We start from the raw sequence: 13,477 nt of genomic DNA on the forward strand, positions 1-13,477 counted from the left end.
CACCCGGCAGCCGCCTTCATTCGGCTCCACCGTGTGCACCAGCACGTTGCGCTCCACCGTCCTGCCCGGCAGCGCTGCTTGGAGCTGGTGCACCAGCCGCCCGTTGCCCTCGGGCCAGCTCAGGAAGCCCTCGCTGCGCTCGCCCTTCCCGTCCTGCCGCGCGGCGAAGTACCAGATGCCCGCCCACGCGGAGACACCCTCGGCCGTGGTGCCGTAGTCGTCCCGGCACGCGTAGTCCACCAGCCAGCGCAGCCGCGGCGAGCGGAAGCCCTCGGCCTCCATCCACCGCGCCATCGTCACCTTGTCGAGCGCCGTCCACTCGCCGTCATCACTGGAGAGCGCCGTGGGCACCGCGAAGGCCTTGCGCCCCTTGGCGTCCCGCGCCGCCGCGAAGGCATTCATCCTCGCCTCGAAGCGCTCCAGCTCGGCCAGCTCCGCCGGGCTCGCCCCCGCGCGCAGGTAGAGGCCCTCGTACCACTCGCCCTTGTAGAAGAGGCGCTCCTCGGGCTCGCGGATGAGCAGCTCCTCGGCGTAGGCGGGGTAGCCCTGCGCGTCCAGGCCCGTCACCGCGCCCATCTCGCGCAGCAGCCGCATCACCGGCCCCGAGTCCACCAGCGGCGCCGGCAGGTAGTGCGCGCCCCACGGGTACGCGGACACCTCGGTGCGCCCCGAGCGGGAGGTGCCTCCCGGCTCCGACTCCAGCTCCAGCACCCGCACGTCCTTCACGCCCGCGGCCGCCAGCCGCCACGCCGCGCTCAGGCCCGCCACGCCTCCGCCCACCACCAGCACGTCCACCGCCTGGGCCTCGGCCGCGCGAGGCAGCGCCCCGCCCCGCAGCTTGTGCCCCACGTCCACCGCCCGGTCCACGATGGCGCCGGGCACCGGCTCGCGCGCCCGCGTCCGCCGGCATGCACTGGCCGCCACCGCCGAGCCGAGGAACGCGGCGACGAGCTCCCGCCGCGTCAGTTCCACCGCGACCACTCCTCCTCGTAGTAGTGGACGAGCACCTGGTTGTTCAGCCGATTCACCTCCGTCGGCAGCCGCCCCATGTCCGTGGGGAACTGGAAGAGCGTGGCGTGCGTGTCCTCGGAGAGGAAGCGCAGCTCCGCCGGGAGCGGGCGGCGCGGCAGCGCGCCCTCGTGGGCCACCAGCACGTAGCCCCACTCACCGAAGGAGGGCACCAGCGCGTGGTAGGGCTGCGTCGAGAAGCCCGCCGCCTTCAGCGTGGTGTCCACGCACCAGAAGGAGCGCCGGGCGAAGAGCGGAGAGGTGCTCTGGATGACGGCCACCCCGTCCGGCGCCACCCGCTTCTTCAACAGCTTGTAGAAGCCCGTGGTGTACAGCTTGCCCAGCGAGAAGTTGTTCGGGTCCGGGAAGTCCACCACGATGACGTCCCAGGTGTCGCTCCCCTCCCCGAGGAACTTCATCGCGTCCGTGTTGATGACGTGCATCCGCGGGTCCGTCAGCGCGTGCGCGTTGAGCTCGGCCAGCTCGCCGTAGTGCGTGGCGAGCCGCGTCATCGCCGGGTCCAGGTCCACCAGGGTGACGTTCTTCACCTCGGGGTACTTGAGGACCTCCCGGGCCGCGAGCCCATCCCCGCCGCCGAGCACCAACACCCGCTCCACCTTGCCCGCGCGCACCATGGCCGGGTGCACCAGCGCCTCGTGGTAGCGGTACTCGTCCACGCTGGAGAACTGGAGGTTGCCATTGAGGTACAGCGCGAAGCCCCGCTTGCTCCTCGTCACCACGATGCGCTGATAGGGCGAGTGCGTCGCGTGCACCACCTCGTCGGCGTACAGGTGCTCCTCGGAGAAGTTCGTCAGCCGGTCGCCCAGCACGAGCCCCACCACCAGCAACAGGCTGAGCAGCACCGCCTTCACCCGCAGCCGCGTGGGGTGGGCCAGCACCGGCGCCAGCAGCCACGTGCTCCACAGGCCCACCAGCGCGTTGAGCAGGCCGAAGAGCAGCGAGGTGCGAACCAGCCCCAGCTTGGGCACGAAGAAGAGCGGGAAGGAGATGCTCGCCGCCAGCGCCCCCAGGTAGTCGAACGTCAGCACCTGGCTGACCAGGTCCTTGAACTTGACCTGGTCCTTGAGGATGCGCAGCAGCAGCGGAATCTCCAGCCCCACCAGCGTGCCGATGGCCAGCACGCTCCCGTACAGCGCCACCCGGAAGACGTCCGTGAGGGCGAAGGTGAGGAAGAGCAGCGGCGCGCACAGGCCGCCCGTGAGCGCCACCCCCAGCTCGATCTCCACGAAGCGCTGGGCCACGCCGCGCTCGATGAAGCGCGACAGCCAGCTGCCAATCCCCATGGCGAAGAGGTAGCCCCCAATCACCGTGGAGAACTGGGTGATGGAGTCGCCGAGGAGGTAGCTGGCGAGCGTGCCGACGATGAGCTCGTAGATGAGCCCGCACGTCGCGATGACGAGGACGGTGACGAAGAGGAGCGTCTTGTTCACGCGGGTACGGCCTGCGACGGGGGCATCAGCCCGAGATGGCCGCGGCCACGATGATGGCCAGGCCGATGATGAAGGAGCCCATGACGATGCCGAGGGCCGTGTTCTGGTCGACCTCGATCTCCTTGTGCACGTCGAACGGCATGATGAGCCGGAACACGAACAGGCCCGCCACGAACACCGCCAGGCCAATCAGCGAGTACACGAGGCTCGCGAGCAGCCCATCCAGACTCACCACCACTCCCAGGACACCCATCAGCATCACTTCCCTCCCATAAAACCGCCAGTCCAGCTACGCACGCCGGTGCCGCGAACTCCCGCCTGGCTGCGCTGCGAGCGGGTGAACGGCTCCCAGCCCGAGAACGCCACCGCGGCGTAGAGGATGACGACGATTCCACCGATGTACTTCATGGTCTCACTCCCTCAATCATCCGAGCTGGAACCCAGATTGCTCTCCGCCCAGCGTGCGGACTCGAAGCTGGACGAGCGGAAGAACGCGAACAGCGGCGCGAGGAACAGCAGCGCCAGCGAGAAGCAGAACCAGGTGCCCCGCGGGGTGTCGCTCACGAGCGTCACGCGGTAGTTGCGCCCCTGGGACGGGCCGTCGAAGAAGGCCGTGGTGCGCAGCACGTAGCGCCCCGGATCCACCGCGGACAGGTACTCCTCCTCCTTCCGGCCCCCCTCGCTCCATGAGCCGTCCGAGTCGCTCCCGGAGTAGTAGCTCACCTCGTCGTAGAAGCTGAGCGCCTCGCCATTGGCCTCGTTCACCAGGTCGCCCTGGACGCCTATCCAACCGTTACTCACCTCCGAGTACACCTCGGCGCGCACGTTGCCCTTCTTGCGAATCTCGAAAGGCTCGCTGAAGGTCATGGCCGCGGGCGTCCCGGACATCGCGTTCGGAGCCAGGGTCACCTGCTGCACCAGCACCGTCTCCTTGGCGGCCCGCGCGTTGATGACGAGGAAGATGGCGAGCAGCGCCACCGCCCAGATGCCCGTCCACTGCCAGATGGCCTTGCTCGAGTGGGGGTTGGGCTGGCTGGGGGCGATGCCGTAGCGCTCCGGCAGGGGCTCCTTCAGCTGGAACGCCCCACTCACCACCTCGGGCGCCAGGTACTCGCCGAGTGTGTACGTCACCTCGTTGTCGGTGCGGTCCACGTTCACCGAGTACGGCGGCGCCACGTACTCCTCGGCCTGCGCGTACTCGCCGGCCTTCACTTCCCAGTAGAACTCGCCCAGCACGGCCTCGGTGACGGCCGTCACGCTCTGGAAGGCCCGGTAGCGCCGGCCCTCCAGGTGCGCGGAGACTCCCTCCGCCACCGCCACCTCGCCCGCGTCCAACGGCTTGAGGTACACCCAGTGCCCGTTGGAGTGCATCAGCCAGGTGAAGCCGCGCCCCCGGTTGAAGAGGAGGTACTCCTCCCACGCGTAGCGGACCCCCTCCACCGTGCACGAGCGCACCAGGAAGCCGATGCACACCCAGTCGGCGCCATCCAGCTTGCCCCGGGCGCCCAGCGGAATGAGCGGCGCATGGTCCGGCTTCTCCAGCAGCTGGAGGAAGGCCAGCTTGCCCTGGCTCGCGTCCAGCAGCGCGCCGCAGAAGGGGCAGGCCACGCGCTTCGTCCGGTCCGGAGCCCGCAGCTCCAGGGCGCCGTTGCAGTTGGTGCAGCGCGCCTGCTGGAGCCCCACCTTCTTCACGCGGGGCCGGAGCTGGTCCGGAGCGATGCCCAGCTCCTGCAACTTCAGCTTCTTGCCGAGGTAGACCTCGGGATCGCTCGTCGCGGGGCCGTAGTCCAGGGAGACGAAGACGCCCCCCGGGCCCGTGGCGTCCACGTAGTAGCCCTCCGCGGTCGGGTCCACGTCGTTGGGCAGCTGGCCCGCGGCGGCCACCACCCGGGAGTGACCCCGCTCCTCCACCGCGAGCCGGTGGCCCCGCAGGCTGAAGCGATGGCCGGGCGGCATGTCGTCGAGCGGCAGGCCCAGCTCGGAGCCCGCGGCGACCATGAGGTGGAAGGCGCCCTCGGACTCGGAGAGCCAGCCGGTGCGCCCGTCGTCGAACTCCACGTACCACTCGTCCCACGGCCCCGCGCCATGGTCCTTCTGGAGGTGGCCCACCAGCCGGTAGCCGTCGCGACCGATGCGGCCCTCCACGTTGAGCTGGAGGGGGGAGTCGGTGTCGACGATGGCGCCGATCTTCCCGTGCGCCTCGAGGTTGAGGCCCTTCTTCGCCACCACCGTCTGGCAGTAGCCGCACACCACCACCAGGGCCGTGCCCGCGGTGAACTCGACTGGGGCCCCACAAGAGGGACAGTTGCCCTGCGTCACGCTCCTACCCCCCGAGGCATTTCCCGGACACGGCACGAGGCCGCGCCCAGGTGCCGCGCCAGCAGCGCCTCGAAGTCCGGGCACTGGCGGGGGCGGCAGCAGTAGACGTTGAGCGCGGCGAAGCCGTGCTCGGGAAAGGTGTGGACGGTCAGGTGGCTCTCGGCCAGCAGCGTGAGGCCGGTGATGCCGCCCGGCTCCGGGAAGACGTGCCACTGCGGCTGGCCCATCACCTTCAGCTCCAGCAGCACGATGAGCTCCTCGAAGAGGCCCGCGAGCACACGCGGGTCCTTCAGGCGCTCCGGCGAGCACCCGCTCACATCCACCAACCATTCCTGTCCGGTCGTCAGCGTCCGTCCTCCCCTGAGACGCCCACCTTCTACCACGAGCCCCTCCTTTCCGGGACGCAGAGAACGGACGGGCCCGGGCCCTGGTACGCTGCGGCCCCGTATGTCCCAGAAGGATCTCCTCCCCCCCGCCCCGCCGCCTGCCCCGCTCCAGGGCGGGCAGCCTGCCTCCAACACCCTCCGGGAGCCCGAGACGGGCGCCGTGGCCCGGCTGGTGCGCTCGCTGCGCGGACTGCCCGAGGCCGAGCGCTGGTCCGGCCCTGGGAGCACGGGGCTCGCCGGCTGGTTCAAGGCGGAGACGGCGCCGCCCACGGACGTGACGGCCCGCTTCCGCGAGGTGCTCCAGCGCGTGCGCGAGGACGAGCCGGTGCTGCCGGACGAGGCGAAGCGCCACCTCTACCTGCTGGTGAAGGGGATGATGGGGGACGACCTTCCTGGCTACCTCGAGGACAACCAGCGGCGCCTGGAGAAGCGGGGGCTGGAGACGCGCGAGGTGGCGGTGGACACGGAGGGGCGGCTCGCTTCCAACGTGGAGGTGGTGCGCGACGCCCTGCTGGACGCCATCCACTTCGGACGGACGGTGGTGCTGCTGGGCCACAGCAAGGGCGGCGTGGAGGCGATGAGCACGCTGGCGCTCTACCCGGAGCTGCGCCCACACGTGCGCGCGGTGGTGGCGCTCCAGGCGCCCTATGGAGGCTCGGTCATCGCCAATGACCTGGTGACGACGCCCGCGCTGCGGCGGCTGGTGGAGGTGGCCTTCCCCGCGCTCTTCCAGGGGGACCCGGCCTCGGTGGAGGACCTGTCGTACGCGCGGCGGATGGAGTTCGTGCGGCGCAACCCCTACCCCGCGGACGTGCCCACGGTGGCGCTGGCGACGTCCCGGCTGTCACGGCGCTCGCTGCTGCGGCCGCTGTGCAGCTACGTGCGGGAGCGCTACGGCTGGGCCTGCGACGGGCTGGTGAACGTGGTGGACGCGGAGGTCCCGGGCTCGCGCGTGGTGCGGCTCGACGACATGGACCACGCCGAGGGAGCCCTCACGGGCCTGCCTGGCTTCTCCAACTACTACCCGAGCGACATCACCGAGACGATGATCTCCCTCGCCCTCGAAGCGCGCTGAGGGCTACAGCAGGGGCGAGGGAAGGGAGCGCTTCTCGTGGGGGAGGCGGATTTCGTTTTCCAGTTGGAGTCCGTCCGTCCAATTCCGGGAGTCCGCATTCAGCACCAACCGACCCGCGATTCTTTGCAGAGTGATCTGCTCTCCGTTGAAGAGCAGGACGCCATCCCGGCCATGCTCCAACAGGAGCATCGTCGCACGTAGCATGACGCGATTGCCTTCCTCATAATCATTGCTGTTGGGATCGAGCCGGAAGCCCACCGACAGGTCAGGGCTGAAGTGAAATCCTTCTTGGATGATCGATTTCCAACCCTGCCCCGGCTCGATCGCGCTGATCGATAGCGCAGGTCCAATCAAATGTTTGTCATCACCCCATTTGAATTCAAACCATTCCGCCATGAGATGCAATGCTTGTTCGGGAGTCATGTCGGTCGACAACTCCAAGCTGTTATCCAGCCCCATGCAGCGCTCCTGTTACATCACGGGAAGAGGAGAACGACATTGCCCGCTTTGATGCCAATAACCTCTTCCAATCTGGGGATTATCCAATCAGCGAATTGTTTTTTCATGACATCGAGCGTGACGCTGGTGTCATCAAGATTCAAAACAATTCGACTGGCCTGACCTCTCTCTACTTTCTGGACCTGGATGTTGTAAGCGATGTTACGAGGATTCTGACTGGAGGGCGCATAGCAATCATAATATCGGCCGTTGATTCGATAATCGGGCTTTGTTCCATTTGGCTGCGGTGGAGGATTTTGCTCCACATGGTAGCCGTTGTCCGCGAGAGTTCGTGCTGATTCATTCTCGCGGGCGAGCGCCTGAATGTTTTCTGGTCTCTTGTCGTTGGGCCCGGGCTGGGTCGGGCGACCTGTCAGCCGCCCCCTGCTGGCTGAGTCCCCGCCCTGAACCGTCATGGCGACCGCGCCCGGAGCCAGGGCGATGGTGAAGGCACCCTCGGCGGACACCGCCACCGAGCGCACCTCGCCCACGGACGCCAGCCGGAAGCCTCCCTGCGTCTCCGCCAGCAACGCGGCTCGCGAGTAGCCCGGCAAACCCGGTCCCTTCGTCGCCAGCCCCGCCGTGTTCCCGATGGCCGCCGTCGTCAACAGCACGAACGCCCGCGCCGCGTGCCTCCCCATCACCTTGCCGTACCGCTCCCCCGCGTCGCGCAGTTCCTCGAAACTGCTGGCCCGGTCCACCTCCCCCACCCGTCGTATCCAGCCCCCAATCAACCCCCAGACCGTGTCGATCCCCAGGTAGGCGATGAGCCCCGCCGTCAACGTCGCCGCGAGGCCCTTCGACACCGGCTCGGGCAGAACCCAGAGCATCATGTACATCGCCAGGGCGGATACGATGCTGGCTCGCACCACCTCCGGGTCCGCCAGTTCCGACAGTGCCACCTTCGTCTCGTCCCATACCGAGTCCACGGCGATGGCCATCGCCAGCGTGTACCGCCCATCCGCGTCGAGCGAGGGTGTGTCCCTCAGCAGTGAGAGGCAGTCCCCAGGGTGGCGCTCACGCTCGCACCAGCGCCCGTAGCCACGTGTCAGCCCATCCCGCTCCGGGAGCAACCGGGGCCCTCGTACTTCCGGGAAAGCCGCCTCCAGGCGCCGCCCGGTCCATTCCAGGTACACCTCTTCCTGCCAGGACTCGAGCATCAGCCGCCGGGCGTGCCGCACGGGTCTCGCGGAGGGCCTCACATCCCGGACCAGCTCCGCCAACGATTGCTTGAACTCGTCCTCACCCAGCCTCACGGGCTCCTGGGCACCGCGCGGCGTGTGAAGGAAGGGCTTGCCCCGTCCCGTGTCCAGGCGCACGGCCCGGGTGGTGGTGCCACAGCCGACGAGCAACAGCAGCACCACGGCCATCCAGCCTGGCTTCATGGGGTCTCCTCCGGGTCCTGACCAACCCCTGACGGGTAGCCATCCTCAAGGAGTATCCAGAAGGTCCGACAGAGCCGGGGACGGACCCCACGGGAAGGTCACGTCTCCGGCTCCGCCGTCACGACCCTACGAATTGCCTCACGCCGCGGCCACGCTCGCCGCGACGGCCCCGGACGCCAGCCGCGCCATCACATCCCCCACGAAGACGTAGGAGAGGTACGTGGGGGACTTGTGCGCCTCGCGCTCGCGCAGGGCCCGGAGTGACTCGCCCACCGAGAGGTGATTCACCCGCAGGTCGCTCACGAGCTGCTCCACCATGGTGCGCGCGTGGGCATCCTGCACGGGCCAGAGCGGCGCGATGAAGCCGGAGAAGCGCTCGCTCACGAAGGTCTCGGCCCACCCCCCCACGTTTCCGAGCATCTCGGTGGCCGCCCCCACCTCACAGGCGTTGAAGATCACGAGCGGCCGGGACTTGCGCCCGAGCGACACCAGGGGATTGCGCACGTCGAGCGTGTGGAGCGGTCCGTCCTCCAGGTAGATGACGGAGGGCGTCACCGGGTCCCCACTGTACTTGCCGTGCCCGGCGAAGTGCAGCAGCCCCACGTCGTTGAAGTGGCCCTCCTTCAATACGCTCATCACCCGCTTGCGGCTGCCGGGCACACGGATGGCTCCGAAGCGCAGGGCGAGCTGCCGCGACTCCTCCTGCGCCTCGGGAAGCGGCGACAGGTGCGGGTGGTACTGGTAGTCCGGCGCGATGGTGAGGATGTCCCCCCGCGGCAGGCGTGCCGTCAGCGACGTCTGGTAGTCGAGGAACCAGCGCGCCACCGGGTGCTCCACGCACAGCAGTCCCGCCCCCGGCACGTCCGAAGGCGTCATCAGCTCCCAGGGGATGTGCGGATCATCGGTGATGAACTGGATGGGGAAGCCCTTCCCGTACTGGTTGCGCAGGGCGCGAAACGTCTCCCGGAAGGCCGCCGGCGTCCGCTGGTAGAGGAGCTGCCCGAGTCCGAGGAACCAGCCGTAGTGCTCACCGGGCACCTGCTCGCGCGCGGCGTTGGCCACGCTCTGGAAGAAGGCGGCCGGGTCCGAGCCCAGATCCACCTCGCCCGAGAGCCGGGACGGCAGCCCCTCGCAATCCACCGGCACCTGGAGCATCCAGTACAGCCGCCGCGGGTTGCTCTTGTCCAGGCGGTGGATCTGCACCGTCAGGTGGGGCTTCTCGGCCTCGACCTCGATGGCGAAGGAGCTCCGCTGCGCCTGCTCGGAGCCCTGCTCCCGGCCGCGCGCCGGCGCCCCCGTGGATGCCGTCGAGGTGGACGGGCCCGGCAGGCTGGCCCCACCGGGCTCGACCGGAATGACCCGGCGCGCCGCGCCGCAGAAGCGGCCCCCGTACTCGAAGGTGGCCACGACGGTGATCTCACCGGAGGCGCTCGGGTGGACGGTGGCGGAGAGGGTGGCGGCAATGGACTTCTTGTTGCGCTGCACCATCACCACGCCCGTGTCCCCTCCCGGCGGGAACTCCAGCTCGGAGCAGAGCAGCTTCACCTTGATGGGCAGCTCCTTCCAGTTGGGATCCAGCTTGGAGATGGAGAGGCCCGCCGACTCCGTGTCCGGATCCAGCTCACCCAGCAGCAGGTCCACGGACAGCGCGAGCAGCTGCCCCGGCCGCGCGACACCCAGCGGCTTGATCGCGGGATTGCGGACAATGGTCACCCCCTCGTCCTTGGCCCCGGGCACGTTCTTCTTCACCTGCTCATCCGAGCGGTTCTTCGCCGCGGTGGGAGGAGCCACCCAGCGCCCCAGGTCCGGCAGGAAGACCTCCAGCGAGGGATCGCTCATCGAGGACAGGAAGACCTCCAACGCGGCGGGACCGATCGGGGGCGGAGTGCGCGCCGGAGCCGAAGGCCGGGCCGGACGCGGCTCCTCCCCCTTGGGCAGCTCCTGCTCGCTCGGGAAGACGGCGAAGACGTTCGCCACGGGGACGACCTCGGGGCCGCCCTTGACGACCACCCGGTACACCCCGGGAGGCAGCGCGCGCGGCGTGCCCTCGTGCAGACCGTCTGGCCCGCGCTTGAGCGCCACCTGGAAGGACGCCCCCGACTCCACGTTCGTCACGTAGGCCTGGAGAGAGACGGGCTCCTCCGAGGGCCGCACGCGCAGCGTCACGGGCTCGTCGTGCGCGTACGCATCGTCGAGGTGCAGCGAGAGGTTGCGGGGCGAGACGCCCCGCGTGTCACGGAACTCGTTGAGATTGATCTGCTGGCCGGCGAGCACGCCCTCCACGTGGGCGAGCACCTCGAAGGCATTCTGCAGCGAGGCGTGGGACGTGGCGCTGAACATGGCTCGCGCGTGGTCCCGCTCCTCCACCGGGATGGCGGACACCCGGGGCACGGTGCCGTCACCGCCCATGTCCCGGCCATCCGGCAGCGTGTGGAGCATCTCCAGCCCGGAGGCGCCCAGGCGCGCGCCCTGGAGCGTGGGCTGGAAGGTGCCCACCACGGGGTGCAGGTGGTAGCCGCGCTCGAGGTACTCGGCGCTCCGGGAGTTGGACTCCACCGCGTCGAGGATCTCCCGCTGGAAGGCGAGGCCCGCGGCGGCCTTGGTGGCGTCGAGGTTGGGAATGCCCTGGGCCTCTCCCGGCCGCACGAGCGCGCCATCCGGCATCTGCACGCAGGGATAGGTGGGCAGGAGCTGGTACGCCGACGGCAGCGAGCGCACCATCGCCGACAGGTCGACGAGCTTCACCGGCCCGAGGCTCTTGCGGAAGCCCAGCGAGAGCGCCTGGAGCGCCATGAAGGAGCCACGGTGGGGCGTGCCGAAGGTGATGAGGGCGCGGGTGTTCTTCCAGCCACCGAGGCACTCGAGGAAATAGCGCGAGACGATGCCGCCCATGGAGTGGGCCACGAGGATGAGCTTCGAGTCGGGCGAGCCGCCGTGCTTCTTGCGCCACTGGTAGAGCCATTCCTCGGACTCGCGGGCGAACCGCTTCGCGGTGATGCGGACGTCGCGCCGCCAGTCGTACGGGAAGGTGAAGAAGTTGGCGCCGGGGATGAGGTTGAGCCGGCTCTCCAACGTCCGGGCCACGTGGGTGTAGCCGTCGACCTTCCAGAAGCCAGGCAGGAGCTGGGTGTCCGGGAGGAGCTTCGAGGCGCGCACGCCGTCGTCGGCGAGCTCGCCGCCGCTGTCGGACTTCAGGGTGAGCGACTCCACGCTCCCACCAAAGCTCGTCAGTGCACGCAGGAGCGCGCCGCCGGAGAGCCCCCAGAGCTCCTTCCCATCCTTCCGCACCAGCACGCTGCCGAGCAGGCCCGGCAGGAGAACGACGACATCCTTGGTGACGCTTGCGGCCATTGCTTCCTCCAGAAGGAGCGACCCGGACTCGCGTACGAGCCAGGGCCCGAAGACCTGACGATGCCTGGGATTCTACGGTTCCCTTCCGACCCATCGGAAAAGGACAAGGGTACGGGAGTGAACGCTCCGGCCCGGCCTGCGGGCTTCTGAACACCGGTTCAGGCGGACACATTCCACGGAGAGTCGGGTTGCGAGGCCTCGCTCGCTCTGTAGGATGCCCGGCCCATGCGCACGCGAATCCTGACGGCAGTACTCCTCCTGGCCCTGACCTCCTGCTCCAAGGACAAGGACAAGCAGGCCGAGGGCAAGGCCCCCACCGGCACCACCCCCCAGGCAACCCAGACCGGCAGCGCGGGCCCGGCGGGCAACCAGCCCCGCACGCGTCCTCCGGCGGAGAACCCGGGACCCTGGCAGCAGAAGGCGCTCAAGGGGCAGGACCTCTACGCCACCCTGGAGACGAGCGAGGGCAACGTCGTGGTGAAGCTGCTCTCGAAGGACGCGCCGCTCACGGTGGCGAACTTCGTGGGGCTCGCGACGGGTGAGCAGGCGTGGCGCGACCCGCGCACGAACGAGGTGGTGAAGGGCAAGCCGCTGTACCAGGACATCCTCTTCCACCGCGTCATCCCGAACTTCATGATCCAGGGAGGAGATCCGCTCGGAATGGGAACGGGCACCCCCGGCTACAACTTCGAGGATGAGTTCCAGAGCCGTCGGACGTTCGACAAGCCGGGCCTGCTGGCGATGGCCAACCGGGGCCCGGAGACGAACGGGAGCCAGTTCTTCATCACGACGTCCTCGCCGCAGCACCTCAACAACCGGCACACCATCTTCGGCGAGGTGGTGAAGGGCTACGACGTGGTGGAGCGCATCTCGAAGGCACAGGCCAACGAGCGCGACAAGCCTCTCAAGGACGTGGTTCTGAAGAAGGTGACGCTCGGCGACGAGCAGCCGCAGTAGTGGAGCGCGCGATGAAGAGGGTGAGCACGCGCCTGGGCGAGCTGGACTGCCAGGTGCTGGAGGCGATGGCCGAGGGAGCGAGCCCGGAGCTGGCGGTGGTGCTGTGCCACGGCTTCGGGGCGCCCGCGACGGACCTGGTGCCCCTGGCCCAGGAGCTGGTGGAGCTGAAGCCGGAGCTGGGCGCGAAGGTGCGTTTCGTGTTCCCGGCGGCACCGCTGTCGCTGTCGGCGATGGGGATGCCGTACGCCCGGGCGTGGTTCCACCTGCCCCAGGAGGTGATGATGGGGCGGGAGCGGAACTGGGACGAGTACGCGGCCTCGACGCCGGAGGGGCTGGTGCAGGCGCGGCGCGGGTTGATGAGCCTGCTGGCGGCGCTGTCGGCGGCGACGAAGCTGCCCTATGGGCGGATCGTCCTGGGCGGGTTCAGCCAGGGCGGGATGGTGACGACGGACGTGGCGCTGCGGCTGGAGGAGGCGCCGGCGGGGTTGTGCATCCTGTCGGGGACGCTGCTCTCCCAGGACGAGTGGAAGCAGCGGGCGGAGAAGCGCAAGGGCCTGCCGGTGCTCCAGAGCCATGGTCGCTACGACGACATCCTGGCGTTCTCCCAGGCGGAGCGGCTCCAGAAGCTGCTGACGGACGCGGGGCTGCCGGTGGAGTTCATCCCCTTCAACGGCCCGCACACCATCGCCCCGGAAGTGCTGGAGCGGCTGGCGGAGTTCCTGCACACCCGTCTCACGAGTCGTTGAGTCCCACCCGTCGACCCCGAGGAGGCGAGCCATGTATCACGCGAAGGAGCTGACGGTGGCGACGCGGGGCCGGGGCTTCCAGGACATCACGGACGAGGTGCAGCGAGCGGTCTCGGAGAGCGGTGCACGGGAGGGCCTGTGCACCATCTTCCTGCACCACACCAGCGCCTCGCTGCTGCTGTGCGAGAACGCGGATCCGGACGTGCGCAAGGACCTGGAGGCGTTCTTCGGGCGGCTGGTGAAGGATGGGGACCCGCTCTTCCGCCACGATGCCGAGGGCCCGGACGACATGCCGGCGCAC

General features: G+C 69.0%; 13 protein-coding genes. 4 read left to right on the plus strand and 9 right to left on the minus strand.

Annotation, left to right across the window (positions count from 1 at the left end):
• The 6 genes from VF794_RS05925 to speD all read right to left on the minus strand — a co-directional run.
• A partial coding sequence (locus VF794_RS05925; protein WP_331108206.1) for an FAD-dependent oxidoreductase occupies positions 1 to 972 on the minus strand: 972 nt, incomplete at its 3' end.
• Complete coding sequence (locus tag VF794_RS05930; protein ID WP_331108207.1) at positions 963 to 2,459, minus strand: polyamine aminopropyltransferase; 1,497 nt, start codon at positions 2,457 to 2,459, stop codon at positions 963 to 965. The genes VF794_RS05930 and VF794_RS05925, both read right to left, overlap by 10 nt.
• Positions 2,460 to 2,484: 25 nt before the next feature.
• Entirely contained in the window at positions 2,485 to 2,712 is a 228-nt protein-coding gene (locus VF794_RS05935) for a DUF350 domain-containing protein (protein ID WP_331108218.1), read from the minus strand.
• Between the two features lie 5 nt (positions 2,713 to 2,717).
• Positions 2,718 to 2,867, minus strand: coding sequence for a hypothetical protein (locus tag VF794_RS05940; RefSeq protein WP_331108208.1), 150 nt, complete (start codon positions 2,865 to 2,867; stop codon positions 2,718 to 2,720).
• Positions 2,868 to 2,879: 12 nt separating this feature from the next.
• Entirely contained in the window at positions 2,880 to 4,778 is a 1,899-nt protein-coding gene (locus VF794_RS05945; RefSeq protein WP_331108209.1) for a DUF4178 domain-containing protein, read from the minus strand.
• Positions 4,775 to 5,101 (minus strand): S-adenosylmethionine decarboxylase, encoded by a 327-nt coding sequence (gene speD, locus VF794_RS05950; RefSeq protein WP_331108210.1) that lies wholly within the window; start codon positions 5,099 to 5,101, stop codon positions 4,775 to 4,777. The genes VF794_RS05945 and speD overlap by 4 nt, the downstream gene beginning before the upstream one ends.
• Before the next feature lie 124 nt (positions 5,102 to 5,225).
• On the opposite strand from speD, the gene VF794_RS05955 reads away from it, so the two are divergent.
• Positions 5,226 to 6,239 carry a lipase gene (locus VF794_RS05955; protein WP_331108211.1) on the plus strand — a complete coding sequence of 338 codons (1,014 nt, stop codon included), beginning with the start codon at positions 5,226 to 5,228 and terminating at the stop codon, positions 6,237 to 6,239.
• A 3-nt stretch (positions 6,240 to 6,242) separates the two neighbouring features.
• On the opposite strand, the gene VF794_RS05960 is transcribed toward VF794_RS05955, so the two are convergent.
• The 3 genes from VF794_RS05960 to VF794_RS05970 all read right to left on the minus strand — a co-directional run bounded on the left by VF794_RS05960 (position 6,243) and on the right by VF794_RS05970 (position 11,473).
• Positions 6,243 to 6,698 (minus strand): SitI3 family protein, encoded by a 456-nt coding sequence (locus VF794_RS05960; protein ID WP_331108212.1) that lies wholly within the window; start codon positions 6,696 to 6,698, stop codon positions 6,243 to 6,245.
• 17 nt (positions 6,699 to 6,715) lie between these two features.
• The gene (locus VF794_RS05965) at positions 6,716 to 8,122 is read right to left on the minus strand and encodes a hypothetical protein (protein WP_331108213.1); all 1,407 of its coding nucleotides are present in this window, start codon (positions 8,120 to 8,122) and stop codon (positions 6,716 to 6,718) included.
• 138 nt (positions 8,123 to 8,260) lie between these two features.
• A complete protein-coding gene (locus VF794_RS05970; RefSeq protein WP_331108214.1) occupies positions 8,261 to 11,473 on the minus strand; it encodes a CHAT domain-containing protein in 3,213 nt (1,070 codons plus the stop codon).
• A 225-nt stretch (positions 11,474 to 11,698) separates the two neighbouring features.
• Here VF794_RS05970 and VF794_RS05975 point away from each other — a divergent pair, with 225 nt between their 5' ends.
• The 3 genes from VF794_RS05975 to VF794_RS05985 all read left to right on the plus strand — a co-directional run.
• Positions 11,699 to 12,430 (plus strand): peptidylprolyl isomerase, encoded by a 732-nt coding sequence (locus VF794_RS05975; protein ID WP_331108215.1) that lies wholly within the window; start codon positions 11,699 to 11,701, stop codon positions 12,428 to 12,430.
• An 11-nt stretch (positions 12,431 to 12,441) separates the two neighbouring features.
• Positions 12,442 to 13,176, plus strand: coding sequence for an alpha/beta hydrolase (locus VF794_RS05980; RefSeq protein WP_331108216.1), 735 nt, complete (start codon positions 12,442 to 12,444; stop codon positions 13,174 to 13,176).
• A gap of 31 nt (positions 13,177 to 13,207) precedes the next feature.
• Positions 13,208 to 13,477, plus strand: a 270-nt coding sequence (locus tag VF794_RS05985) for a secondary thiamine-phosphate synthase enzyme YjbQ (protein WP_331108217.1), incomplete at its 3' end; no start/stop codon positions are given.

It is taken from the genome of Archangium sp. (genome assembly GCF_036389735.1).
In the GTDB taxonomy this organism is placed as follows: Bacteria; Myxococcota; Myxococcia; order Myxococcales; family Myxococcaceae; genus Archangium.

What these genes read in the sequence shown, in the direction of transcription:
- VF794_RS05935 (WP_331108218.1), bottom strand. Translation starts at nt 2,712, where the DNA reads ATGGGTGTCCTGGGAGTGGTGGTGAGTCTGGATGGGCTGCTCGCGAGC.
- VF794_RS05940 (WP_331108208.1), bottom strand. Translation starts at nt 2,867, where the DNA reads ATGAAGTACATCGGTGGAATCGTCGTCATCCTCTACGCCGCGGTGGCG.
- VF794_RS05955 (WP_331108211.1), top strand. Translation starts at nt 5,226, where the DNA reads ATGTCCCAGAAGGATCTCCTCCCCCCCGCCCCGCCGCCTGCCCCGCTC.
- VF794_RS05960 (WP_331108212.1), bottom strand. Translation starts at nt 6,698, where the DNA reads ATGGGGCTGGATAACAGCTTGGAGTTGTCGACCGACATGACTCCCGAA.
- VF794_RS05965 (WP_331108213.1), bottom strand. Translation starts at nt 8,122, where the DNA reads ATGAAGCCAGGCTGGATGGCCGTGGTGCTGCTGTTGCTCGTCGGCTGT.
- VF794_RS05970 (WP_331108214.1), bottom strand. Translation starts at nt 11,473, where the DNA reads ATGGCCGCAAGCGTCACCAAGGATGTCGTCGTTCTCCTGCCGGGCCTG.
- VF794_RS05975 (WP_331108215.1), top strand. Translation starts at nt 11,699, where the DNA reads ATGCGCACGCGAATCCTGACGGCAGTACTCCTCCTGGCCCTGACCTCC.
- VF794_RS05980 (WP_331108216.1), top strand. Translation starts at nt 12,442, where the DNA reads ATGAAGAGGGTGAGCACGCGCCTGGGCGAGCTGGACTGCCAGGTGCTG.